This is a genomic window from Nitrospira sp. (assembly GCA_029194675.1).
Taxonomy (GTDB): Bacteria; Nitrospirota; Nitrospiria; order Nitrospirales; family Nitrospiraceae; genus Nitrospira_D.
The window spans coordinates 367,943-393,290 of record JARFXP010000002.1 but is presented as its reverse complement, the minus strand read 5'-3'; the positions used below and the strand labels follow the sequence as shown (position 1 = coordinate 393,290).

Annotated in this window: 21 protein-coding genes; 18 read left to right on the top strand and 3 right to left on the bottom strand. The window is 57.1% G+C overall.

What is annotated here, in order from left to right; genetic code table 11:
• The first annotated feature begins 6 nt into the window (after positions 1–6).
• The 7 genes from fabG to P0120_10695 all read left to right on the top strand — a co-directional run bounded on the left by fabG (position 7) and on the right by P0120_10695 (position 7,091).
• Entirely contained in the window at positions 7–759 is a 753-nt protein-coding gene (gene fabG, locus P0120_10725) for a 3-oxoacyl-[acyl-carrier-protein] reductase (protein MDF0674792.1), read from the top strand.
• A 73-nt stretch (positions 760–832) separates the two neighbouring features.
• Positions 833–1,339 carry a hypothetical protein gene (locus P0120_10720; GenBank protein ID MDF0674791.1) on the top strand — a complete coding sequence of 169 codons (507 nt, stop codon included), beginning with the start codon at positions 833–835 and terminating at the stop codon, positions 1,337–1,339.
• A gap of 68 nt (positions 1,340–1,407) precedes the next feature.
• The gene (gene phaE, locus P0120_10715; protein MDF0674790.1) at positions 1,408–2,448 is read left to right on the top strand and encodes a class III poly(R)-hydroxyalkanoic acid synthase subunit PhaE; all 1,041 of its coding nucleotides are present in this window, start codon (positions 1,408–1,410) and stop codon (positions 2,446–2,448) included.
• A gap of 47 nt (positions 2,449–2,495) precedes the next feature.
• Positions 2,496–3,587, top strand: a complete 1,092-nt coding sequence (gene phaC / locus P0120_10710; protein ID MDF0674789.1) for a class III poly(R)-hydroxyalkanoic acid synthase subunit PhaC — start codon at positions 2,496–2,498, stop codon at positions 3,585–3,587.
• Between the two features lie 23 nt (positions 3,588–3,610).
• Positions 3,611–4,528 (top strand): alpha/beta fold hydrolase, encoded by a 918-nt coding sequence (locus P0120_10705; protein MDF0674788.1) that lies wholly within the window; start codon positions 3,611–3,613, stop codon positions 4,526–4,528.
• Between the two features lie 291 nt (positions 4,529–4,819).
• Positions 4,820–5,842 (top strand): patatin-like phospholipase family protein, encoded by a 1,023-nt coding sequence (locus P0120_10700; protein MDF0674787.1) that lies wholly within the window; start codon positions 4,820–4,822, stop codon positions 5,840–5,842.
• A gap of 277 nt (positions 5,843–6,119) precedes the next feature.
• Positions 6,120–7,091 (top strand): biotin-dependent carboxyltransferase family protein, encoded by a 972-nt coding sequence (locus tag P0120_10695; GenBank protein ID MDF0674786.1) that lies wholly within the window; start codon positions 6,120–6,122, stop codon positions 7,089–7,091.
• Positions 7,092–7,148: 57 nt separating this feature from the next.
• On the opposite strand, the gene P0120_10690 is transcribed toward P0120_10695, so the two are convergent.
• The 3 genes from P0120_10690 to P0120_10680 form a co-directional block, all read right to left on the bottom strand.
• Positions 7,149–9,884: an ATP-binding protein gene (locus P0120_10690; GenBank protein ID MDF0674785.1), complete on the bottom strand. Its 2,736-nt coding sequence runs from the start codon at positions 9,882–9,884 to the stop codon at positions 7,149–7,151.
• The gene (locus P0120_10685; GenBank protein MDF0674784.1) at positions 9,877–11,514 is read right to left on the bottom strand and encodes a lipoxygenase family protein; all 1,638 of its coding nucleotides are present in this window, start codon (positions 11,512–11,514) and stop codon (positions 9,877–9,879) included. The genes P0120_10690 and P0120_10685 overlap by 8 nt, the downstream gene beginning before the upstream one ends.
• A gap of 67 nt (positions 11,515–11,581) precedes the next feature.
• Complete coding sequence (locus tag P0120_10680) at positions 11,582–13,423, bottom strand: peroxidase family protein (protein ID MDF0674783.1); 1,842 nt, start codon at positions 13,421–13,423, stop codon at positions 11,582–11,584.
• 1,266 nt (positions 13,424–14,689) lie between these two features.
• On the opposite strand from P0120_10680, the gene P0120_10675 reads away from it, so the two are divergent.
• The 11 genes from P0120_10675 to P0120_10625 all read left to right on the top strand — a co-directional run bounded on the left by P0120_10675 (position 14,690) and on the right by P0120_10625 (position 25,016).
• Positions 14,690–15,289, top strand: coding sequence for a DedA family protein (locus P0120_10675; protein ID MDF0674782.1), 600 nt, complete (start codon positions 14,690–14,692; stop codon positions 15,287–15,289).
• A 182-nt stretch (positions 15,290–15,471) separates the two neighbouring features.
• Complete coding sequence (locus tag P0120_10670; GenBank protein ID MDF0674781.1) at positions 15,472–17,583, top strand: PAS domain-containing protein; 2,112 nt, start codon at positions 15,472–15,474, stop codon at positions 17,581–17,583.
• On the top strand, positions 17,576–18,214 hold the full coding sequence (locus P0120_10665) for a response regulator transcription factor (GenBank protein MDF0674780.1): 639 nt from the start codon (positions 17,576–17,578) through the stop codon (positions 18,212–18,214). The genes P0120_10670 and P0120_10665 overlap by 8 nt, the downstream gene beginning before the upstream one ends.
• A gap of 490 nt (positions 18,215–18,704) precedes the next feature.
• The gene (locus P0120_10660) at positions 18,705–19,118 is read left to right on the top strand and encodes a response regulator (GenBank protein MDF0674779.1); all 414 of its coding nucleotides are present in this window, start codon (positions 18,705–18,707) and stop codon (positions 19,116–19,118) included.
• An 18-nt stretch (positions 19,119–19,136) separates the two neighbouring features.
• Positions 19,137–19,400: a hypothetical protein gene (locus P0120_10655; protein ID MDF0674778.1), complete on the top strand. Its 264-nt coding sequence runs from the start codon at positions 19,137–19,139 to the stop codon at positions 19,398–19,400.
• 341 nt (positions 19,401–19,741) lie between these two features.
• Positions 19,742–20,290 (top strand): universal stress protein, encoded by a 549-nt coding sequence (locus P0120_10650; protein ID MDF0674777.1) that lies wholly within the window; start codon positions 19,742–19,744, stop codon positions 20,288–20,290.
• Positions 20,291–20,409: 119 nt separating this feature from the next.
• A complete protein-coding gene (locus P0120_10645; protein MDF0674776.1) occupies positions 20,410–21,720 on the top strand; it encodes an NAD(P)/FAD-dependent oxidoreductase in 1,311 nt (436 codons plus the stop codon).
• A gap of 254 nt (positions 21,721–21,974) precedes the next feature.
• Positions 21,975–22,732 (top strand): IS5 family transposase gene (locus P0120_10640; protein ID MDF0674775.1). Its coding sequence is split into 2 segments (ribosomal slippage): positions 21,975–22,313 and positions 22,316–22,732, totalling 756 coding nucleotides; the frame shifts between segments, so codons are not numbered across the junction.
• Positions 22,733–23,037: 305 nt separating this feature from the next.
• The gene (locus tag P0120_10635; protein ID MDF0674774.1) at positions 23,038–23,346 is read left to right on the top strand and encodes a GYD domain-containing protein; all 309 of its coding nucleotides are present in this window, start codon (positions 23,038–23,040) and stop codon (positions 23,344–23,346) included.
• A 455-nt stretch (positions 23,347–23,801) separates the two neighbouring features.
• Positions 23,802–24,662 (top strand): arylamine N-acetyltransferase, encoded by an 861-nt coding sequence (locus P0120_10630; GenBank protein ID MDF0674773.1) that lies wholly within the window; start codon positions 23,802–23,804, stop codon positions 24,660–24,662.
• A gap of 33 nt (positions 24,663–24,695) precedes the next feature.
• The gene (locus P0120_10625; GenBank protein ID MDF0674772.1) at positions 24,696–25,016 is read left to right on the top strand and encodes a hypothetical protein; all 321 of its coding nucleotides are present in this window, start codon (positions 24,696–24,698) and stop codon (positions 25,014–25,016) included.
• Positions 25,017–25,348 lie beyond the last annotated feature (332 nt).

Sequence of the window (25,348 nt, the reverse complement as noted above, 5' to 3'; positions counted from 1 at the left end):
AGACACATGGGAGATGCGTTAAAGGGTCGAGTGGCGCTGGTGACCGGAGCAGTGGGAGGGATCGGCCAGGTGATCGCGTCCCAGATGGCGAAGGAAGGGGCTGCCCTCGCCCTCCACTATCTTGTCGAACCGGACAACGTGGCGGCGGAGTTTCTCAAGGGGTTTACCCAAGAAGGATATCGAGCGAAGCTCTACAAAGCGGATCTCGCTAAGTATGAAGCAGTCACGGCTGTGGTCGAAACGATCATCAAAGACTTCGGCCAGATCGATATTCTCGTCAATAATGCCGGTATCACGAAGGATCGAACCCTCAAGAACATGACTCCCGACGAGTGGGAACAGGTGATTGCGGTCGATCTCTCCTCGGTCTTTTATTGCTCAAAGGCGGTGATCAACCAGATGCTTGCCCGGGGGTATGGTCGCATCATCAGCATCAGTTCAGTGGTCGGAGAGAAGGGGAATGTGGGACAGACGAATTATGCGGCGGCCAAGGCCGGGATTATCGGCTTCACCAAATCCCTCGCGCTGGAAACGGCCAAGAAAGGTATCACCGTGAACGCCGTTGCGCCGGGGTTCGTGAAGACCGCGATGACGGACAAGATTCCAAAGGAGATCATTGAGAAGATCGTCGAGACGATCCCCGTGGGACGAATGGCCGAACCATGGGAAGTTGCCCGAGCGGTTGCGTTTCTGGCGGATGAAAAATCTTCCTACGTGACCGGTCAGGTCTTAAGTGTCAACGGGGGTCTGTACATGTGAGAAGCCCTGTTCTCATGCATGAATGGACCGTTGCAGAAGGCAATCACAACAAAGACTAAACACGGAGGGAGCGATGGAAACGATGGAATGGACCAAACAATCGGAAGAGATGTTCAAGACCTGGACCGACACGCAGACGAAGATGTGGAATGACTGGTTGAAGGCGATACAAGGATTCGGGAAGTCTCCCTCCAGTCAGGTGTGGGACAAGACGCTTGACGCGTGGGATGAATCCATCAAGAAAATTCTGGACGCTCAGAGCGATTGGACCAAGCGCTGGACAGAGAGCTTCACCGCAAGCCAGGGCACGCCGAAGGAAATGGTGGAATGGGCCAAGCAAGGTCAGGAAATGAGCAGCCGATGGACGGAGACTCAGAGGCAGCTCTGGACCAGTTGGTTCCAGGTCGTGAGAAAGCTGGACCCCACTGCGGCAACGGGGATGAGTTGGGCAGGAGAGGGTCAGAAATTCTTGCAGGGATGGCAGGACGCTGTTCAGAAAGCGATGGATAGTCAGGCAGAATGGGTCCGTCAATGGTCCGCAGGCCAAGGTCAGAAATCCAAGGGAAAAACCGGAGGCTGAACCGGGCGCGATAACGGGTGTAACCATTGTGGGGGGATACCGTGCATTCGACTGAGCAGTCCGAGACGATGGCCAAGGCATTAAGCGACGTTCAGAAGCAGATGTGGGAAAGCTGGATGGGTCTGATGCGTGCGGCACCAGCGCCGACGCCGGTGTCGCCTGCCATGGCCGACCAGTGGCGTGACACCGCGACCCAGGCGCTCAAGGGTTGGACGACCGAAGCCGAGCAAATCGCGAAGGACGTCAGTCAACGACTGATCAACTCTCAAGATTGTGTCCTGCGCTTTCTCGAACTTTCGCTCAACTCATGGAATGCCATCGCTCCCAAGGTTGAAGCCGGCGAGGGCTGGCACACCGTCTTGGCCAAATATACCGAGCAGTTGCGTGAGCAGTTCTTGCTGTCTCCCCAGGCAGCGCAAAAGGCGACTCAGGACACGGGTGAGCTCTGGGGCCTCTATCTGGAGCAGTGGCAAAAACTTGTCCAGCCATGGGCGTCGTCCCTCCAGCAGGCTCCGTGGCGTGTCAGCCAAGCTTCCACCGGGGATGGGTCGGCCCTCGTCGAGTTGATGCATCTCTACGGGGACGCGTACGAGCGCACCTTCGGCCGTCTTGTCGAGAGCCCGAGCCTCGGACACACGCGCGAACTGAACGAAGACCTCATCAAGGGATTCTCGGCGTGGGTGGAGTACCGCCAGGCGAGTTTTGCATACCAAGTCGAGGTAGGCGAAACCTGGACGCGCGCCTTCGAAGAGTTTATGCGGAGCCTGATCGCCCAGACCGAAAAGGGCGAGACCGTTCAGAGCCTGCGGCAACTCCTGTTTCAATGGATCGACGTCATCGATCAGGTATTTGCGAAGGCCTTCCGATCCGACGACTACATTCGGTTGCAGGGACACTTGCTCAACACGGCGATGACGTATCGGCTCCATGAGCGCGGAATCGTCGAAACCTTTCTGAAAACCAGTGATGTGCCCTATCGAAGCGAGATGGACGAAGCCCATCGCAGAATCTATCATCTCCGCAAGGAAGTGAAGGAACTGAAAAAAGCGCTGCACGCCATCAAGGCGGAACTTTCCACCCAGGCTAAGAGTCAACCGGCCCAAGGATAACCATTCTGCATCGATGGATGGCGCCGAGCCGGCAAGGAGATTATGAGATGTCTCGTCCGTTCTATCTGAGTCCTGAGCAGACCATGCGTGAACTCATCGACCTGAACCGCAAGGTCGTCACTGGAATCGAGCGCCTGAGCCATGTCCGGGAAAAGGACATCAAGGCCGGGGTCAGTCCAAAGGAGGAAGTGTATCGAGAAGACAATGTGGTCTTGTATCACTACACTCCCATGGTGGAGAAGCCGTTCCACATTCCCGTCCTCATCGTGTATGCCTTGGTCAACCGGCCCTATATGGTCGATCTGCAGGAAGACAGATCTTTGGTCCGCAATCTCTTGAAGCTGGGCATGGACGTCTATCTGATCGATTGGGGATATCCTGGCCGGGGAGACCGATGGTTGACCCTGGACGACCATATCAACGGGTATATCAACGACTGTGTGGATGTGGTGCGTGAATGGCACGGCTTGGAGCAGATCAATCTTCTGGGAGTCTGTCAGGGAGGCACCTTCAGCCTCTGCTACACCTCGCTCTATCCCGAAAAGGTCAAGAACCTGATCACGATGGTCACCCCAGTGGACTTTCACGTCCAGGAGGGCGTGCCCAATCTCTGGGCCGGATGTAGTACGACGGCCCACACCATGGACGTGGATACCCTGGTCGATGCCTTCGGCAACATCCCCGGCGAGTTCATGAATCTCGGTTTCCTCATGCTGAAACCCTTCCAGTTGGGCCTGGGGAAATACCTTGAAATGATCGACATCATGGACAACGACGAAAAGTTGCTCAATTTCCTCCGCATGGAGGAATGGATCTTTGACAGTCCGGACCAAGCGGGGGAGACCTATCGACAGTTCATGAAGGACTTCTACCAGGGCAACAAGTTGATCAGTGGCGATGTCATGATCGGAACGAAGAGGGTCGACCTCTCCCAGGTCCGGGCGCCGGTGTTGAATGTGTATGCCGAGCAGGATCACCTCGTTCCGCCGACCTCCTCCATCGCGCTCGAACGTTATGTAGGGACCAAGGATTATACCTTGCGATCCTTCCCCGTCGGGCACATCGGCATGTATGTCAGCGGAAAGGTGCAACGGGATTTGCCCCCGACGATCGTGCAGTGGCTGCAAGACCGGGGTTAGTGGGCGGCTCGAAGGTGTCGCCGGTGAGACCCGTCACGCTCCTACTCCCAGGAGTCTCACTCCTCGTTGTGCTGACGCTCTTCGGACATCCGGCCGAGGCCGGACACAAGCTCGGCCACTGCCGCCCCGGGCCTGCCGAAGCGCTCTTTCCATCCGATTTTCCGATCATTCAGGACTATGAGTGGAACTACCGCCTCGGGGGATGGGGTGGTGCGCAACAAGGCGCCCCGTTGCGGCATCGTCCCATCATCTTCGTTCACGGCAATACCCGTGATGCCGACGACTGGGATGAGCCGGCGAACAGCGTGAAACAGCGCTTCTTGGAGGCGGGATACTCGCGGCAGGAGCTGTGGGCCCTCTCCTATAACGGCAAGTCCATGAGACGTGAACCGCCAACCTCGCAGTGCCGGACCAATGCGCAAGCCAACGCGTCCGACTTAGCCGCTTTTATAAGAGCCGTGCTGGCTTATACCGGCGCGGAAAAAGTGGATCTGGTCGGTCATTCGCTGGGAGTCGTCATTAGCCGAACGGTGCTGGCCGAACATGCGGACCTGTTGAATCGAGTCGAGCACGTGGTTGCCATCGCCGGTCCCAACCATGGCACCACCGTCTGCCGTCGGCTCTGGTTGATGTGGTTCATTGGCTGGAACGATTTCATAGGTTGTGACGAGCTGGTTCCCGGTTCCGACTGGCTGACGAAACTGAACGATGGTCGCGGCACGGGTGAAACACCGCGCCCCGCACGTTACATGACGATCTATGACGGAACCGGAGCGGACATCTTTTATCGCTCATGGCTCTTCGGATGGCCTGTCGGGGATGCGGACAGTCCGGCTCTCAAGGGGGCGGAGAACAAGCGGCTGCCTGGATTGACGCATGACGAACTGAAAACTGATCCACAGGCCGTTGCCCTCTTCCTTCGATTTGTGTCCGGCCCGTAGGTCTGTCCAATCTCTTTGCAGCTGCCACACCCGACCCGTTGCCCAGAGACATGCCAGTTCCTACCCAAGCGGCCGTGACAGGATTCAACCGGTCGTCATGAAAGTAGCTCGGACATGAGACTGCTACCCGACTCCCGCTCGACAAGCTACGGGCGGCCGCTGCCGGCGTTTGTAATACTGCATCTCGATGTGCTAAGAATGCGCAAGCAAGGCCGCGGGTAAGTGCCCGTCATGGTTTCCGCCAATCGATCCCATCACAAGAAGGCTTCAACAGCCAGCAGGAGGTCGTCGATGCCGACACGCAAAGTCAATTTGGCGCTTCAAGGGGGTGGCTCACATGGCGCCTTTACGTGGGGCGTGCTCGATCGTTTGCTTGAAGAAGAAGATCTTGAGATTACTGGAATCAGCGGGACCAGCGCCGGCGCAATGAACACCGTCGCCCTTGCCGACGGTCTGTCTCGGGATGGCAAGAAAGGCGGCAAAGCCTCGCTGACTGCGATGTGGGAGGCAGTCGGCCGCATGCCTGGGCTTGCCGCATTCTGCAATCCGTTCGGCATAGGGGACCGGTTCAGTTTCGATTCCTCACCGGTCTATCTGTTTTTTGATTTGATGTCTCGTATGTGGTCGCCGTATAAACTCAATCCGTTCAACTATCACCCGGTTCGTGACTTGCTCGCCGAGTCGATTGATTTTGATCGGCTCCGGCGCAGTGAGACCATTCGCGTGTTCCTGTGCGCGACCAATGTCCGGACAGGAAGGCGAAAAGTGTTCAGTAATAGCGAACTGTCCGTGGATGCGGTCTTGGCCTCCGCATGCCTGCCGCACCTCTTTCAGGCTGTTGAAATCGATGGTCAGGCCTACTGGGACGGCGGCTATTCCGGGAACCCGGCGATCGCTCCGCTCTTTCACGAGACGCCTGTCGATGATCTCATCATCATCGGCATTAATCCGTTGATTCGACCCGAGCTGCCTTGGAGGGCCAGCGAAATTATCGATAGGGCCACTGAGATCAGCTTCAGCACCGCATTGTTCTTGGAGCTGGAAGCCGTGAAATATGTCCTCGCGTTGCCCGGGAGGGATCAGGATGGTCATCCCTTGAAGGGCCGGAATCCCCGACTGCACGAGATCCATGCCGAAGAGTTGCGCGAGTTCGGCGCCTCGAGCAAACTCAACAATGAATTGCGCTTCCTGCGACACCTCCATGCCATCGGACGGCGGATCGCGTCGGAATGGATCGATAAGCATCTGGATGCCGTAGGGAAGGAGTCGACCTTGGCAGCCACCCTGACGGCACCGTCCGTGAGCGACCGCTGATGTCACTTCGGTCAGGGGAGTTCTCAGTTTAATTGCTTCAGTTCCTCTCGCCGCGTCAAGGTCGATCCAGAACGTGGAGAGAGGAATCCGACTGAATTTCTGTACCACAGCGATCGCCGGCCACGGACGCGATGGGCACGGGGCCGACGGACGTCCGCGCGCATTCAGAAGCCAACGCCCCCCAGGCAGATACCCCGGACGCAGTCGAGTTTGTTCGTCTCATTCGGCGCGATGTCGAATCGGCCGGCGTACACATCGCTCGGACAAGTTGCACGTGATGGAACCTGTCAGCCTCCGAGTCGTGAAGAACGGCTGGTTGACCACAGTCCAAGACCTGGGACGGTACGGCCACCAACAATACGGCATCACCGTTGCGGGAGCGATGGATTGCTTCGCCGCAACAGTTGCCAATCGCCTCGTGGGAAATTCCGACGGCGCAGCAGTCCTCGAACTCACCCTGAAAGGACCTGAACTTCAGTTCGAGCAAGATGCGATCATCGCCATCACCGGCGCAGATCTCTCGCCGACCATCGACGGGATGGCCACACCACCTTGGGAAAGCATGGAACTCCGGCGTGGCAGCCGATTGAGCTTCGGCAGGCCGCGCGCCGGGTCTCGTGCGTACCTCGCCATCGCCGGCGGCATCGATGTCCCACTGGTTCTTGGCAGCCGTTCTACCCACTGTTCGAGCGAAACAGGCGGACTTCAGGGAAGACCATTGAAACAGGGAGACATTCTCCGCAGTGGACAACCCAGCCGCTCCGTCGGCCGTTTGATCGGCAAACGGTTGCCTGCTCAGCTGCTTCCTCGTTACTGCCGATCGGCGACCCTGCGTATCGTCCCGGGCCCGCAGCGAGAGTGCTTTTCGGTTGCGTCGTTCGCGACCCTGACTGATTCCTCCTACCAAGTCGCTCCACAATCCGACCGCATGGGATATCGTTTGATCGGGCCGAGGATGGCCTTCCAGCGATCAGCGCATTTCATTTCCGACTGTACCGTGATGGGAGCCTTGCAGATCCCACCGGACGAGCAGCCCATTCTCCTGATGGCCGACCGACAGACCACCGGCGGATACCCCAAGATCGCCGTCGTCATCTCGGCCGATCTCCCTCTGGCCGCTCAACTGATGCCTGGTCACACCATCTCGTTCGTTCAATGCACCATTGCCGAGGCCCAGGCAACGTTGCGACATCACCGCTTACTGCTCGATATGGCCCTTCCGCCACAACATCGTTCGCTGCTGTCTTAATAGGGCTTGACCCTCGGTCGGTATCCAATATCGGCTTCTGAACGACGCAGAGCAATTCTATGTCGAAGGGTTTGCGAACCAACTCCGGACGGCGTGATGGAGTTCCGATAGGTTGAACGGCTTCAACACATAGGCCTGAGCGCCCAGGCTGATGGCGCGGACCGCGAGGTCCTTCGATTGCGCCGCCGTGATCACGACGATGGGAGTCTGTTGGTTCCACCGTCGCACCTGACGAAGGACCTCGAGTCCATCCAACTGTGGAAGGCCGATGTCCAACAGGACTCCGGCAAACCGTCGTTCCTGCATGGCCTTGAGGGCCTGCATCCCGTCGATCGCCGATTCCGTTTCATAGCCCTCGGCGGTCAAGCGATCAGCCAAGAGTTGTCGAATGTCCGGGTCGTCATCCACGATCAGCAATCGCTTCGAGACCGGCTGGTCATGCGCCGATACCAAAGGGGCGGCTGGGATGAGGGGGAGCGTCACAGAAAATTCGGAACCCTGACCCGGTTCGCTGCGTACAGTGATCCGGCCGCTATGGAGTTCGACGAGCGTTTTCACGATGGAGAGGCCTAAACCGAGCCCTTGCCCTTCGGTGCGTTGCTGTCGTCCTTGCACTGTCCGGTAGAACGGATCGAAGATCTTTGCCACCGCCTCCTCGGGAATCCCGGGCCCCGTATCGCGGACGCGAATTGTGGCAAAGGCCCTATCGGACGCGGATACCGACACGTCAATGCGTCCCTCTGTCGGTGTGAATTTGATGGCGTTGTGCACCAAGTTGGTGAGGATTTGGATCAACCGATCCCGGTCGACCCAGACAATGAGTATTGAAGGTGGATAATGACTCGTCAGCATCTGCTGCTTTTCCCTCGCCAAGGGTCGAAGCTGTTCGATGACCTCCGCCACGCAACGTTCCAAATCCACCTCCGCCGGGCAGAGGGCAAGCTGGCCCGTTTCAATGCGGGTTCGGTCAAGGAGGTCGGTGATCATTCGGATCAGTCGCTCAAGATTGTCGGAGATGCGCCCCAGGTACCGTTGCTGTTTGCTGTTCAACGGACCGGTCAGCCCATCGAGGAGGTTCTCCACGTAGCCCTTCACCGACGTGAGCGGCGTCCGTAACTCATGCGAGACATGCGACAAGAAGCTCGACCTGATCTGGTCCGCCCGTTCCAACTCCGCCGTGCGTTCCCGGACTTTGGCTTCCAACCCGGTATTCAGCTCCTCGATCTGTGCGTACGCCGAGGCGTTGTCCAGAGCGATGGCCACCTGGCTGGAGACCGTCTCCATGAGTTCCAGGTCATCGTCCGTCAAGCTGTTCGGCGTAGTACGGTCAACCGTGAGCGTGCCGAGCAGACGGTCCTTCGCCTTCAGCGGGACCCAGATCACCGAATTCGCGCCGGTCCATGCAGCCAATTGCTGATTCATCGGATGCAGACGCGCCCACACGGTCTTGATATCTTGAATCAGCACCGGTTTGCCGGCGTTCAGCGCCGACGCCGGAAATTCGTTGGGATCGGACACCGGCAGCTCTCGCCGACGTACGAACTCTGCGATGTCATCGGAGACTCCTACGACCCTGCCGCTGTGAAGAACCCGGCGTACCGGGTCGTAAAAGCTGATCATGGCTCGATCGTAGTGGAGGTCCTGGATGAGGGTCTCCAGGACGGTCTGCACCAGTGGTTCGCGGTCCAGCGTCGATCCGAACGAGAGACCTGCGCGGTGGAGCGCGGTGAGCTGACTCACCTTGCGACGGAGTTCGACACGGGTCTGTTCCTGATCGAGGTACGCTTCCTTTAGTTCTGCGTACCGTTCTTCGACAAACTGCGTTTGCTCGTTGATTAATGACTCCCGTTTGCGATTCGCGGCCCGTTGACGAGATTCGGACAACATTCCCGCAGCCAAGGTGGGCGCCGTCGCCAACAACAACGCCTCGATTCCGGACACCATGGGATAGAAATAATGGAGGTAAAGCCACGCCGCGACTCCCGGCACGAATGTCCAGGCAGACCAAAATGTTTGTCGCGGCTCGGGCTGCCAGCGTACCTCCCATTCACACCAGGGTGCCCCGTCGACGATACAAGTCCGATCCGTCACCCTTGCGGGCGGTCCACCGTGGATAAGCGGCGGAGCCGCCACTATTCGTCCCTTGGTCGAAGCGCAGACCTGGTGGGCACAAGCTTTGAGATACGGTCCAAACTGCTTCAGCGTATGCTCGGTAAAGCGAAGCCGATAGATCATCGAGCAATTCGTGACATCGGCGATCTCGCACTCGACGGTCCCCTGCGTATACCGTTGGGTCCAGTACAATGCAAGTTTGGAGAACTGCGCAAGCGTGAACGGGCGCCCCAGTACTCGAAACACCGGTGAAATGACGGTGGTCAGGCCGGTATTGTAATGAAACTGCGGATCACCCGAGAGCTGCTTGCAGAATTCCCGCAGATAGCTCAAGAATTCATATGAATAGCTGTTCCATTCTTTTCGCAAAAATGCGGGCGTCACATGGTAGGAAGGATCTTGAATACGGCCATTGAGCAGCCGGCATAACTGTTCGACAGTCTGGACGCCCGCCGTTCCGCTGGATTTTTCCACACAGTGTTCGAGATGTTGGATCGCAGAAACGACGAGGGTTCCGCTCACGTCGGCAATTTTCTGCCCCTGCTCATCCTTTCCAAAAGGCCGAAATTTCATCAGCGCACGATCGAGGATCGTGTGCTCCTGAGTCAACAACTCCTTCTGCTCTTCACTGTCCGACACAAGGGTGTCGGCAGCAAGCGGGCTTGCCGATACATCAGGCATTACTGCTGACCTCAAGTTGGGCAGGGTAAATCTTCCATGGCGCCCACGGCTCCTGTTCCATCGCATGCTCTAAATCTCGGAGCCTGTCCGTAAAGACTCGAAAGACTCTCTTCGCATCTTCCATCCGCTCGCCCTCCAGAGCCAGATTCATCAAATCACTCAACAAGGGAGTGCGCACAATATTGAGAATATAGTTGGTATTGACCAAGCGTTGGTAGACGTCTTCAGGCACTCGGCGATCGTCGCGATAGACACGCACCGGATGTGTGTGTGCCCATAATTGATAGTTCCAACAGTGCGTGCCGACCTGCTCATGATGCACGCACTCCATATACATAAGTTTTGCGACTACGTTGGCGAGCGAAGCACATCCCAGCTTGACCGGGGGGAGCCCCAGACCGTTTGGAAGCAATCGGTCCAACTCGCCGACCCAGTCTTGTATCTGCTCATCGTACCGTATCGCCTCGTCGGTGTAGTAGAGCCGGAAGTACCGGTAGGCATGGGCCTGCATGATTCGAAACAGGCGCTTGCAATTGTCGAGTGTCGGGGTAGGAACGATTCCGCGTATGTCCCGACCATGCCGGTCTTCCCTGGGATCGAAGCTACCCAACCGGAACGTTGCGGTCGACTTGCTGATCAAATGACAGAGGCCCTTGTAGGTCAAACTGTAGATCGCTTCAAAATCGCCGCCCGGCACCAGTTGCCCTAACGTCGCAAGCCGATTGCTGGCCTGTGTACCGACCAGATGCGGCCAGAGAAGGCGGTACAGCGGATGAGATTCGGTCAGCCTTGTGCGGGTCGCAAAGGCAAAGAGCTCGCCGCCGACCAAATGGGTCCAGGTCCAGTGCCGTATGAGGGCGGTATGGGTCGTGGCGGCACAGACGGCAATGCGCGATGCAAGCGGCCACTCGGGATCGCCCGGGACAATCGTTCCAAGCTGACATTCAATCCGACAGGGTTTGAGCGAGGCGTCTTGCTCATGGAATTGGAACAGGACGTGAGCCCACGGTTCGTAGAGGTCTGGATATGACTCGTACGATGAGAGCTCTCGCAAATCCCACTCGTACTGCGTACGGGAGCCTTTCACTTTCTTCAAGTAACCCGCATAAGGCCCCCGCAAGGCTAGCGTACCGAGATCCGGGAACTGTTCCAGCTCGGGCGGCAAGGCGGGCGGCTTCAGCATTCTCTTCGGCTCAAGGTTCAACGCTGTCGACGTTTGTATCACCGTCCGGCGGTGTCCTTTGGTATAGGCTTGATCCAGGGCGACATAGGGATCAGCCGGGATCTCGGGGCGGCCCGGCTGCATAGGACCACACTTGGTGGTAGAGAGCCATGCTAAGACGCGCAGGAACAGTTCTTCTGGAAAGAATTTCGGATACAGCCTGGTCAACAATCGCCGTAGCATTCCTCGCTTGGCGCGGCCTTCGTCTTGTAGCGGATGATCGGCGATCCGAATCTCGCTGATCGGGATGCTCGGATACACCTGTATCAAAGGGATCAATTGAAGACGAGCAGGCGTTCGATGGGGATGATCGACCACCATCGGGATATTGCCTTTATATTTTCTCTTCGCCACGAAGTTCCAGAATCCCTTCCGAATGGTCCATTGTAATGTGGTCATCAACGACATAAGCCAGCCTCCTTCACGAGAAGGAACCAATGGGTTTGCGCCGCATCCAGCGGTCGAGGCTCCTCAATCAGGTCGGTTTGTGTCCAGCCGGTTCGTGAATGTTATGCCAAGGGAAAAACGCGTTGCCCAATCCCTGCACGGCCGGGGCGAGCGTCGGATAGTGGCGAAGCAGGACGCTCGTCAGGTCGTTCATCTGCACCCAGTCGATTCCCATGGGGGTATACACTTCCGGGCGAAAATCAGCCGTGAAGAACCGATCGCTCTTCAGTCTCCGCGGCGCCATGAGCACAAAGATGCGAAATGCCGTGTCGCTGATCGCAAAGCCTTCGGGCGGCTCTTCGGCGAACAATCCAACCAGGGTGTCGATGCGCTCAACATCGTTTTCGTACACATCCCGGAGTGTTTTTGCCCATTCACGGTTTAACTCTTCGAAGCTCCGGACAGGGCGCATTCGCAACATGCGTCTGAAGTTGTTGTACCGCGGTACCCCCCGTTCACGATCCCGGAAGACGTCGATCGCGGCCACATCGAGGACCTCCTCCTTGCCGTCCTGAAGCGGCTTGATCCGCTTGAGCTCTTGGAGAAAGCGCGGGAAGTTGCCCAGCGTGAGTTTCCCGGGGTGTGCCAAGCCGAACGAGAACCACATATTCTCGATGCCCAGCTTGTCCATCACGGGACGCGTGTTGTTGCCTTCGACTTCTCCGAATGTCTTGTAGTGACAAGCTGTCGGGTCTGTGAGCGAGTTGAACCGATAGTCGTCAGGAATCAACGGATGCAACCGGTAGACGGCGGCAAACTCCTCGGTCAGGGAATAGGGAACGGCATGATGATCCGTGGGAGACCCTGGAATTCCTCCCAACAGGTCACTGTTGCTCAATCGCCCGAATCGCTTGCGAATCCGTTCTCCGAACGCGCCCCACCAATTGATCCGCATCGCGCGATCGGCCGTTGGGTGCTGCAGCAATGCGGGCGTCCATTCCACGGTGTGGATTTTGGCCATGAGGGCGCTGTTGATCAGGCGGGCTTTTTGGAAGAGTTGTTCATCGGTCCATGACGGATAGCTGACATGCAGGGCTTCGCAGATCGCGTTGTGCTCCAGCGCAAAGAGCGTGTGAAACATGCTGAGGCCGATCCAATAATTGTCGTTGAAGCCCGTGAGATCAATACCTGGCTGGTCCGCGTCGATTGTTGCCATCGACGGGAGGCGGCCGTCGATGAGCATCAGCTTGCCATGTCGCGCCTCGCCGCGGACCAGCTGTTGGCGGGTGACATCGCTTCCGTACAGTTGGGATCCGTCCCACCAGTGCGTTTCAGTGTTTAAGAAGACCGGCATGGAGGCGGGACAGCCTCGAGCCCGTGGCGCTTCGTTGGTTTTGCGAACCATCATCGGGTCCTCATGCCATTCGTCGCCTGGTCCCAAGTGAATCGGCGTATCCGGGTAATCGCTTCGTTTATGATTGAACCAGTCGTGCAACTGAAACTGAATCCACGCGGCAAGAAGCAGATTCACCGAGGTGGCCGGAATGAACTGTGTGCGTGTCAAGAGCACACGGCTGACGGTCTTGGGACTGGGGTTCTCGTTACCGGGGTCTTGCGAGACTGGGATTAGATTCAATGGACAGTTGCGGCCGAACGGCGTTCCTGCTTGCCCCATCGAGGGGTGTTGCAGGTCATTATGCGATCCGTCCGCCCGTCGTGCCGAAAGATCGGTCGCATGAAATGGACATCGCTTGCCCGTGTTTTCTGCAAACTGGGTCGTATCGTGTAAATTCCATCGCCGCAGGTCGTGCTGAAGGGCGATCAGGTTGAGAAGCCCCGGCAGTTTCGGCAGTCGATGCCACGGGACCATGCGGTTCAATGCCCTGTAACACCACGCCATCACGCGCAATGCCCTACCCGAACGTCTCATGGTGTCCTCCCAGCTTCTTCTAACAGGTTGTTCCTTCCTCAGACTCTTTCACTTATGCAAGACATGGACGCATGGAAAGTATCGGACAGGTTGTGTGGAGCGATGTCTGGGAAAACGGCCAAACACAAGGAATGACTTGTGGTTGAATCGTCATGATCGCCCAGGCAGATGTGAAGAAGGGTCAGTCTGATTTCGACTAGGACCATTACCGGTATCTGTTCCGATACAGGACAATCCAAAAAAGATACACCCATGATACAGCTCGATAGTCAAGAGGGTATCTGCCCTACAATGCCTGTGCTGGAATGAGCATCCGGGTGGAAACAACTTTCGGGGCATATCGACTTGTAAGGCCTTGTACGAGAGACGTTGTTTATGCCATGATTGCGCCCTAACAAGGAGGTACGCATGGACCATATAAAAATCATGATTTACGGGTTTATCGGCATCGGGGTAGTTGTTGCAATCACGGCTTTGCTCACCAACTTACTTGGTATCACCAGGCAGTGAGCCTGCCGAGGGGAGCATCCTCGCTGGATCGCCGGTCTGCTCACAGACATGAGAGAGGACAGCCTTTCATTGGGGGTCTGTACTTGGTCGTAGCTCCACAATAAACTGGCACATTTCAACAAAATTAAGTTCCGCCTGTGCGTACAAACGCTATGGGCTTGCATCCGCGAAACGGCGAGATGTGCCAGTGTTGTGGGACTGTCCTTTGAGGTGGAACCGATCAGGACGACGAGGCTGGATCGCTCCGACTACCTTCATCAGCGGTCCTCGAACACGAGTCGTTCAACCCCTTCTTCGATCAGCACACCGGCTTTGCGAGCACGGCGCGTCCTCGTCCGCTGCCGCGTAAAACGGGTCTGCATGAGACAGGTGGATGCAGATAAGCAGTACCAGGTTGGCTTGAATCCTCTGCTTGTCGGCCCTGTGCGTGACCGTCGGATGCATCGCCCTGCCGCTCAACTAGCCGGCGTGAGGTAGCCTCGAACCTCACGTTTTCTACACCGTCTACCACGCCCCTGCTTTATCAAAATCGACTTGTGCTATTGGGGCCGTCATCGTGCAGGGAGCAATGCGGGACGGAGACCTCTGGTTGCACGTAAAGCATCGCCCCCCGAGCTTATGCGGGAATCGGGCCGATTCCGGTAACGCGCGCAGCGAAGACTTTTTGCACATGAGTCTCATGCCAAAACCGGATGAGAGCCTGGTGAAGACATCTCAGCCGTTGTGGATCAATTAACGGGCAGTGAGCGGAACATCATGGAGACAATGCTTGCCTGGGTCCACAACTATGAGTACCCAGCCATTGTCCTGCTGCTCATGTTGGGGATTGTCGGCCTCCCGATTCCCGATGAAACACTGCTGCTCTTTGTCGGCTATTTGAGTTTTAAGGGTGAATTGTCGACACCGCTCTCACTGTCGGCCGCCGTGGTGGGCAGCGCCTGTGGGATCACGATCAGTTACGGCCTGGGTCATCTCTTGGGGGCACACGTCCCCATGACACTGGGGCCATGGCTCCATATCGACCAAACCAGCTTTCTTACTGCACAGCGGTGGGTCAGCCAATGGGGGAAGTATGGACTCCTTGTTGCGTACTTTGTACCAGGTCTGCGACATCTGAGCGCCCTAATGTTAGGTGCATCTGGACTTCGATATCCCACCTTTGCAATTTTTGCGTACACCGGCGCGATGGTTTGGTCTGCCACATTTATCACAGCGGGTTATCTTCTTGGTGAGGAATGGGTGACCTCCTCCGCCACGCTTCATCAAACGTTCAGATGGATCGGCATTGGAGCCCTAATGATCCTGGTGGGGCTGATCATGGTGATGATACTTCGGCGTCCGTCAAGCAGGTCATAGAAATTCAGCTGAGCCGCAATGTCTCGCCGCGGGAGCGGCAATCGAATGCCGTCGCGTCGGCAATGATACCTGAGCAAGGTTTCGTGGACCGTGATAGCGTGGACATGACTCAGGGTACGCGAAGAGACGCTGCACGTGTTTAGTGGCTGTCTGACTCCACGCGCGTGCGAGGAGGCGGGTCAATGTTTGAAGGTCTGATCCAGGTTTCGCTTGAGAAGAAGCTTGCGGTGGGCCTCGTGGCTGCGTTCATCCTCCTGCTTGGAATCGGGATCATTTCTTATCGTAGTGCGGCTGACCTCATCGCTCATGAATCCCGAGTCGTGCAAACGCATGAGATCAGAGAAACGATTGAGCAGCTGCTTCTCCTCATGGAGGACTTGGAATCCAGGCAACTGATCGATCTGCTGACAGGTGAACGGCAATACCTGCGATCATATCGTGACAAGCGTCAGAACATCGAGGCAGTCTTGCGCACCCTTGCCGACCAGACGGTGGACAGTCAGGTTCAGCGACAACACGTGCTGACGTTACATCGTCTGATCGACCTGAGGTTGACACAATCCCGAACATTAATCGACCTCAGGGATGCTGACAAGATGGACATCCATGAGATGAAGGCACATCTCGACGCCGGTACAGAGACGATGAACAAGATCAAAGTCGTGCTTGGGAAGATGCGGGAGCAGGAGCAGATGCTCTTGGCTGACTGGTCGAAGCACACAGACAGCGAGGCTGCGTTCACGTTGTCGCTCATTTTTGGTGGAACCCTCTTGACCATTGTTCTTGCCGGCGGGGGAGGACTCGTGATCTTTTACGACTTGGCGAAACGCCGCCAGGCTGAGAAAGCCGTCATGGTGGGGCACGCCCGCCAAGCCTTGATTTTGCGCAGTTTGCCCATCGTGATGTACTCTGCAAAGCCTTCGGGGGACTATGGTGCCTTGTGGGTGAGCGAGAACAGTGAGACGGTGACCGGTTATCCACCAAAAAGTTTTGTGGATAACTCATCCCTTTGGGCATCGCGGCTCCATCCCGACGATCAAGAGAAGACCCTGACGGAGTTCAACAAACTGTCCGAAACCGGCGCACTGGCGACTGAGTACCGCTGGCAGACACACGACGGCGAGTACCGCTGGTTCCGCGACCAAGCGGTGTTGATCCTACGGTCAGACGGAACCTCTCAAGAACTCGTCGGCCTCTTCGCCGACATCACCGCACAACGACAAGCGGATGAACTGATTCGGAGACAGGCCGACATCATCAATCAAATCCAAGAAACGGTTATCACTGTTGATATGAACGGCTACGTGACGAGCTGGAATAACGGGGCGGAACGATTGCTTGGATATACGATACACGAGGCCCTTGGCAAACATATCTCATTTGTCTACCCAGTGGAGGACAGCGAGTTCCTGGAACGTGACGTGCTTACCCCTGTCAAGACCAAAGGAACCCATCAGGTCGAAATCCGGAGACTCACCAAGTCCGGAGCACTACGGGTTGCCCACCTTTCGCTCGTCTTGCTGCGGAATGACAGCGGTGCTCCAATCGGCATCGTCGGCTGTTCGATGGATATCACTGATCGGAAACGCGGAGAGGAGGCGCTGCTTAATTCCCGCAACCAACTCGCGGCCCTCGCCGTTCGCTTGGAGTCGGTGCGTGAAGAAGAACGAGGAAGAATCGCGTTGGAGGCTCATGATGTGCTGGGGCAAGCCTTGACAGGCTTAAAACTCGATGTGTCGTGGGTCTACAAGCAAATTATGGAATCGAATGGCTCGTTCGAGCCATCTGCCGTCCTGTCAAGATTGGCTTCGTCGCTGGAGCTCGTGGACTCCACCATTCAATCGGTGCGGGAGATCGCGACGACGTTAAGGCCCGGTGTGTTGGATCAACTCGGCCTGGAAGCCGCGGTTGAATGGCAAGCGCGTGAGTTTCGTCATCGGACCGGAATCGCCTGTACCACCAGTATTTCACCGGACCGGATTGGTGTGGGGGATCAGCAATCGACCGCGCTCTTCCGCATCCTCCAAGAGGTCTTGACGAACGTGGCTCGGCATGCCCATGCTAGCAAAGTGGACATCAGACTGGAAGAAACCCGCGACCATGTGATCATGCAAATCAGGGATAACGGCCAAGGCATCACCGCCGATGAAAAGTCCGGGCCGAAAGCCTTCGGCCTGCTGGGGATGCGCCTACGCGCCAAAGAGCAGGGCGGTGCGTTCGACATTCAAGGCACGCCGGGAATCGGAACAACGGTCACCGTCAGAATGCCGCGATCTCCGACAAGCGATGATTAACATTCTCCTTGCAGACGATCACCCGTACCTTCGCCGAGGCCTGACGCAGATTCTCACCGATGAGTTTTCCGGAGCCGTGATCGGTGAGGCTTCGAACGTCCATGAGTTAGTGGAGCAAGCACAGCAACGCCGGTGGGATGTGGTTGTGTTGGATTTAACTATGCCGGGCCGCGGCGGGTTGGAGGGGTTGCACGAACTGAAACGGCTCTTCCCAAACCTTCCCGTACTGGTATTGAGCATGCATCCGGAGGACCAGTTTGCCGTACGCGTGTTACGTGCCGGCGGAGCCGGGTATCTGACGAAGGAAAGCGCTCCCCAGGAATTGGTGCAGGCCATCAAGGTGATCTCGCGCGGAGGGAAATACATCACACCCAAAACGGCTGAACTCCTGGCATCGCACATTCATCAACAAGGCGACCACGAGCGACCGCCTCACAGTTCCTTGTCCGATCGCGAAGACCAGGTGTTTCGCCTGATTGCCGGCGGCAGCACGATCACGGAGATCTCCGACCAACTGTCCCTCAGCATCAAAACCATCAGTACCTATCGTACCCGCATCCTGGAGAAGCTGAATCTCAAGACCAATGCAGACCTGGCGCGCTACGCGGTACAACATCACCTCGTGGAATGATCACGACAGCCGACCCCTTCTGTGTCTTCCCAACGTAGTTCACCGCCGGTGGTGATACACCCTTAGCGCCCCTACTCTCCCGAGTCGCTTCCCTGTCGGACAATTCCTACAGACCGCTCCAACTGACTCCCACATGTACGAGCGCCTCGGTCCTATCCTCCTGAATGAGACCATGGTGTTTACTACAATCCATGGCTTTTCGGTGCTCATGACCTCGTGGAGCTTGTGCGGGCCGAATCGTGCACAGGCCTCCTCGGGTGAGATGATTGCAAGAAAGGGGCGGGATGAGTTGTCCACGTTGCGGAGGAATGTCAGCAGCCGATCTTGCCGCTGAGATGGACGAATTGGTCTGTGGGTGGGCGGTCATCGATGGTCCCTACTGTCATTGCGACGAGGTCGACAGTTCGATGCGAGCGGGTTCGCTACAAGAGAGGAGCGACAGTCCTGCAGAGCAGCCGAACGGCGGCACGACCTCGGAGAGGAGAAGCCCATGATCGGCTATGGGAGACGCTTGTTGCTCATCCATGATCCGGAGACAACGCAACTGCCTCTCGCCGGACTACTAGAGCAGGAGGGGTTTGTCGTCGTGCAGGTGCCTGATGGGGTTCAGGCACTATGCGAGATGCAGTTTCGCCACGTTGATGCGGTCGTCATCGACTCTCACATTCCTGACCTTAATGGGCTCGATCTCCTGAAGCAATCTCGAACGACCTGGCCCGAACGACCGATCATTCTATTCACGGAAGTCGACTGGGATATGTACGACCTGGCGCAGACGCTGGGAGCTTTTGCCTGGGTTCGAAAGTCATCCGACCCGAGCATCCTGTTGAGCATGCTGAGCTCGGCCATGACTCAGAGTGTGGAACGGGAATCTGTACGGGCATTCGAGCAGGTTGGTCCATAGCGCAGCGGGAGACAGTCTATGACCACGGGACATGCGGATATGGAGCTGGCCATCCTGACGATGCTTCAACGATACGAAGTAATGACGATGGACGAGATGCTGACGGTCGGCCAACCAGACTTCGCTTGGAGCCACGTGTTTGTTGCAATCAATCGTCTGAGCCGACAGAACTTGATCGCACTCCATCGAGTGGGTCTGAGCTATCACATGAGCCTGATGAACCACGAGTGGTCCCTCGGTCAGGAGCAACATCATGAAGAACCGGCTGCTCAACATCGGTAACGCGCCGGCGATATGCGAAGTGGTGCGTAGATTCCTGTGAGGTTATAACCCGGGTGCCGCTTATCTTCCTCTGTTGTCTCGTGATGGTCAGCGCGGTCAGCTCATTTGGGCTGATGCTGTGGTTCGTAGTGCTGGGAATTGTGTGGTTCGTCATGCCGGAAATGAGGGGTGGGATGAGGTAAGCGGACTGTGTTTAGCATCTGTCTTCTCGGCCCAAGTAATTGGAGTAGGCCGCATTGGGGAAATATCGATGCTCAACTCAAGACGAGATTCAAGCACTCATGTCGTGAGTGTGAAGGCATGGCTCTAGATGAAACCTGTCAAGGATTTGGGAGGTGCCTATGTTTCAACAGGCAGAGCAGAATATAGAGAATGGAGAGAAGGAAGCAAGTAGGTCGGTCGCTGGGCGAATTCTTCTGGCTGTGGACGAGTCCGAAAACTCCCATCGCGTGGTCCAGTATGTTGGATCTCTGCTGAGCCGAACGCCCAACGCCGTCATCACCCTCTTTCATGTGCTCAAGCCCATGCCGCGGAGGTTCCTGGAGCATGGTGGATCGGAGAACCCGGCGGTCGAGGCGCAATTGAGCGCCCAGTTGCGCAATGAGCAGGACGCCTGGATTCAAAAGGAGCGGGAATCCGAGTGTCATGTCCTGAAACAGGCCTGTGAGACGTTGACACGATCCGGGTTCGACATGAACCGAGTGATGGTAAAATATGGTCATGACGACAACATCGCCAGAAATATCCTCGAAGAGGCTCGAAACGGGCATCACGATACCATCGTCGTGGGTCGGCAGGGGATATCGCGGATCAAACAGATGTTCGGCGGCGGCACGACCGACCATCTCCTGCACACCGCCAAAGGATTTGCGATCTGGGTGGTGGAATGAAAACAGGTGGAGGCTCGCACCTTCGACAATCCCCTCAGGAACCGTCACTTCTCGCGCCTCGATTTCTCACCTCCCTAGCTTCATATTCCCAAGAAAATGCTCGCCATTGAGGAGGATTGATGTCTAACGGAAAACCGCGCGTGGTGATTCTGGGTGGGGGGTTCGGCGGGATGTATGCCGCGCTGGAGTTCGAACGGGCCCTGACACGCGGAGCCGACTTGGACGTCACCCTCGTCAACCAGGACAACTTTTTCCTCTTCACCCCGATGCTGCACGAAGTCGCGGCGAGCGACCTGGATATCACCAATATCGTCAGCCCGATCCGGAAGCTGCTGCGGCGCGTGACGTTCTTTCACGGCGAGATCGAAGCCATTGATCTCGTGCACAAGCGCGTCGGCCTCTCGCATGGGCACGAGGCCCATTGCCACTCGCTGCCCTACGACCACCTGGTGCTGGCCCTCGGGTCCACCACGAACTTCTTCCACATCCCCGGCTTGGCCGACCGGGCGCTGACCATGAAATCGTTGGATGATGCGATTGTGCTGCGCAACCACCTCATCGCGAATCTGGAAGAGGCGGACTATGAGTGCGGAGCGTCGCTCCGGGCGCCCTTACTGAATTTCGTCGTGGCCGGCGGCGGGTTCGCCGGGGTCGAGACCATCGCGGCCATGAATGACTTTCTGCGGGAGGCAGTGCAGTTCTTCCCGCATCTGCGGGCGGACATGCTGCGGATCATCCTGGTCAGTGCGGGGAAATTCATCTTGCCGGAACTGGGGGAGGAGCTCGGCACCTACGCCCAGCGCAAACTCATCGAGCAAAAGGTGGAAATCCATTCAAGTTGTAAAGTCACCGCCGTGACGGACCTCGATGTCACCCTCAGCGATGGGACGACAGTGTCGACCAATACGCTGGTCTGGACCGCCGGCATCAGCCCGCATGCCCTCTTGGAGACCCTGCCCTGCCCGAAAACGAAGGGCCGGGTCCTCGTCAACGAGTACCTGGAAGTGCCGGGGTGGCCGGGCCTCTGGGCCTTCGGCGACTGCGCGCTCGTGCCGGATCGTAAAACCGGAGCCTTCCATCCTCCGACCGCGCAACATGCGCTGCGTGAAGGGAGAGTGGCGGCGCGGAATATCCTGGCGACCCTGCGAGGGGAGCGCATGAAGCCCTTCGTCTACTCGACGCTCGGGCTGCTGGCTCCCATTGGGAAACGGACCGGCGTCGCGAACATTCTCGGGGTGAATTTCTCCGGCTTCATCGCCTGGTGGTTGTGGCGGACGATCTACTTGCTGAAACTGCCTCGCTTTGAAAAGAAACTGCTCGTGGCCTTGGACTGGACGCTGGATGTGCTCTTCTCGAAGGACCTGGTCCACTTTCGAACGAAGCGCTCCCGGATCCCGCATGCGGCAGCCAACCGGCAGAACCCTGCCTGAATCTGTCACGCCTCGCATCAGCAACCGTCAACCAGACGCCGGATTACCAGCAACTGGGGACGAAGCCTCGCCCAGACCTCCGCGATACGGCTTGCGCCCTGAACGACTCGCCCACCTACCCTACGACCGGCGGAAGAAGAATTGAAAAGTATGCCGGTTCAGGTTAGGGCGTGTCATCAATTAATTTTCTAGGTTCACAAAGCCATCGTGGTGTGATTCACTCCGTCCCAGGCCGAAGGAGGGGCCTGCGGATGGTGAGACGGTACGGGTTGCGGGATGACCAGTGGGAGAAGATTGAAACCCTGTTGCCTGGGCGTGAAGGCACGGTGGGGGTGACCGCGCAGGACAACCGGCTATTTGTGGAAGCGGTGTTGTTCCGGTATCGCGCGGGAATCCCGTGGCGGGATCTGCCGGAGCGGTTCGGAGATTTCCGAGTGATCCACACGCGCCATACGCGCTGGAGTCGACGCGGCGTCTGGCAACGGGTGTTTGCGCGTCTGGCCGAGGATCTCGACAATGAATACGCGATGATCGATTCCACCATCGTCCGTGCCCACCAGCACAGCGCTGGGGCAAAAGGGGGCACCAAGTGCAGGAAGCCATCGGACGCAGCAAGGGGGGCCTGACCACGAAAATCCACGCCACCTGTGACGCGCTGGGTAATCCGACCGGGTTTCATCTCACCCCAGGACAGGCGCATGATCTGGAGGGCGCCGATGTCTTGCTACCCGGCATTGAGGCGGATACCGTCATCGCCGATAAAGCCTTCGATGCCGATGAACGGGTGATTGAACCGCTGCGAAAAGCAGGGAAGACCATCGTCATCCCACCCAAATCCAACAGAACAACCCCACGTGAATACGATCAAGACCTCTCCCGAGCCCGCCATCTGATCGAGAACTTTTTCGCGAGACTCAAGCAATTCCGTGCCATCGCCACCCGCTATGATAAACGCGCCGCCAATTTCCTCGGTGCCATCTATCTCGCTGCTTCGATGACATGGCTTAATTGATGACACGCCCTAGTCAGCGTCGACCTGGTACCAGTGAGATGCGCGAATGAACGCGAGAGCACACGCGCCTGAACCGAAGATTACCGTAAGAACCTGACCGGCCCACCCAGCCCGTTTGGCCGTGCGAACTCCTCGCCAAGCTCGTCGCAGAGGCATATCCGGGGTTGCAGTAGAGACGTTCATGAATAGTGTGGGTTCCGAGCTTAACCATCCACTTGACTTCTCGCTTGTGTTGGCCGTCCGAAAGCGTCTAAAATTCCGCAACTCGACGCTCCCTCTGCGTCGACCCACCAAGGAGGTCTACTATGCCGAGTTACGTCAGCCTCATCAAGTTCACGCAGCATGGTCTTCAAACCATGAAAGACAAAGGGACCGAGCGCGCCGACATGGTCAAGAAGAACGCTCAGACGCTCGGCGGCAAGTTGATCCAGGCGTACTATTGCCTGGGCGAATACGACGTCGTCGCCATTTGGGAATTTCCAGATAATAAGACGGCCATGAAAGCAGCAGTATTGAATGCCTCGATGGGTCATATTCAGATTACCACGATGCCGTCCGTCAACCGGGACGAATGGAAATCTCTCCTGCAACAAACGATAGGCAAGAAGAAATAGCGCGGATGGGCAAGAGCATGAGCTAAACCCGTCGACAGAATGTCACGGCGGGCCTCGTGGTGCTTCTGAGCCTCGGCCTGCCGTGAATCGTCTTGCGCTGGCCCGGCATGGGCATCACCAAACACATGCCGAGCACCTTGGAGTATCTCAATCGTCTTGATCGCCTCGACCGACCCGAGTTCGCTCAAGACCAAAACCAGCGCGGGATTGAGGACACCCCGCCTGCGTCTACCCCCTCACCGAACACCCGGTCCCCTGCACGGCGCGCCGGCTGGGTCACTGCGCAGAGCTGCGTTTCTATCAGTCTGTGGAGCGGCGGTGTAGTTTGTGTGCTTGCGGTCATCGCCACAAACCTCTTGTTGCCGAAGGTTTGGGTATACCGCGCGGAGCCTACGGTATGATCGCATCCTGTCACGACGAGAGCGGTACAGCCGTACCGGCTCTCAAGAGCATGCATGGATAGTCCGACGCTGCAACGGGCTCCGACGACGGCAATCGACTTAACCGCCTATTTCGAGCGTATCGGCTACGAGGGAGCACGCAAGCCGACGCTGGATACTTTGGCCGCCATCCAGCTCCGGCACGCCGAGACCATTGCGTTTGAAAACCTGAATCCCTTGATGGGATGGCCGGTTCGCTTAGATGCGGAGTCGCTTCAGCAGAAGCTGGTGCGGGACGGTCGCGGCGGTTATTGCTTCGAACACAATCTCCTGCTCAAACATGCGCTCGACGCGCTGGGGTTTCGCGTCACCGGACTGGCGGCGCGCGTGCTATGGAGCATGCCGGAAGGAACCGTGCCTCCCCGGAGTCATATGTTGCTTCTGGTCGATCTCGACGGGGAGCGCTACGTCGTGGACGCCGGATTCGGTGGGATCACGCTGACGGGCCCATTACGGCTCGAACTCGATATCGAGCAAACCACCCCGCATGAACCCTTCCGTCTGGTGAAGGCCCAGGAGAAATTTGAGGAATTTATCGAGCAAGTCAAAATCGACGACCACTGGGTCTCGCTGTACTGGTTCAGCTTGGCCGAGCAATTGTTGCCCGATTATGAGATGGCAAATTGGTACGTATCCACCCACCCGAATTCTCGGTTTGTGAGCAGTCTTCTGGCGGCCAGGCCCGCACCGGATCGACGATATGGGCTGCTCAACAACCAACTGACCGTGCATCATCGAGCCGGCGGTAAAGACCGGCATCTGATTACGAGCGTGACCGATATGAGGGAAACGCTTGAAGGAGAGTTTCGGATCGTTCTGCCGGACGCGCCTGAACTCGACGGCGCACTGGCCCGGCTGATAGCGAAGGCGCCATGATGCAAGACTTCTCAAGAATTCGAGAGGTGTAGCATGAAGACTGTGACCTTGCTGTTCTCTGTTGTGTTGGCTGCCACCGTACCGCTCCTCTCCGGATGCTATTGGACCTTGGAACAACGTTGGGAGGCGTTTGACGCGCAGATGCGGCAGGAGGTCGGCGTGAAGACGAAGGATTACTATGTGCGCGAATGGGGACGGCCGACGAAGCGAGCGAAAGCTGGAGACGGTGGAGAAATCTTGCGATGGGAGTTTCGGGGCTACGGCGGTGCTCAGGGTTGGAATAAGATTCTCACGTTCGGCCCAGACGGAGTCTTGAAGGAATTTCAACGGGACTACTGGCCGAAAGAGCAATGATACACGTGAAGGAACAAACCGGGTATAGGTATAATCGCCGCGCTATTGTTTCCAGACATTCCGGAGTTCGTCTCCACGAAGGAGACCGAGGGCATCTATCATCAGTTTGACACTTCTCATCTCACTGACATTCGCCGATATTTCGGCACCTGTCGAACTGACGGCAGACTCCTACCGGCAATGCCTTTCTTTTTGTTCCAAGATTCTTCCAGCGGAATAAATATTTCACTATTATATTCATGCGTTACACATTCTACCGGCTCGCAACACCTGCTGGAACGTCCATTGCTGAACTCCCTCTGTCAGATTCACGCCAGTGGGCAGGAGGTTAT